Below are 306 nucleotides of genomic sequence, written 5' to 3'. Positions count from 1 at the left end.
GCCACCCAGTGCACCCGGCCCCTGACCCAGCACGAACCCGTCGTAACGGACCGTGAAGGCCGGGTTCGGTGACCCGTAGACCTTGCGGAACGCGTCCACAGTTTCGGTGCCCGGAGCAGCGTCCGCAGTCACCGTCAGCGGGGCCTTGGTGATGTCCAGGCTGCCGTCGACGAACTGGATCACGTAGTTGTCCGAGGTCAGCCCGACCGGCGTGACGCCGTAGGACCCGACGTTGCTCCACGCCGTCGCCGCCGTCGTGAACCCGAGCGTGCCACCCAGTGCACCCGGCCCCTGACCCAGCACGAA

Annotated in this window: 1 protein-coding gene; it reads right to left on the bottom strand. The window is 68.6% G+C overall.

What is annotated here, in order from left to right:
• Positions 1 to 306: MBG domain-containing protein (locus tag ABD295_RS07040; protein ID WP_344302967.1), on the bottom strand; the 306-nt coding region annotated here is incomplete at both ends.

Origin of the sequence: Nocardioides bigeumensis, from assembly GCF_039531755.1 — a bacterium.
In the GTDB taxonomy this organism is placed as follows: domain Bacteria; phylum Actinomycetota; class Actinomycetes; order Propionibacteriales; family Nocardioidaceae; genus Nocardioides; species Nocardioides bigeumensis.
Note: the sequence above shows the minus strand (reverse complement) of the source record. Positions and strands in the feature narration are given on the sequence as shown.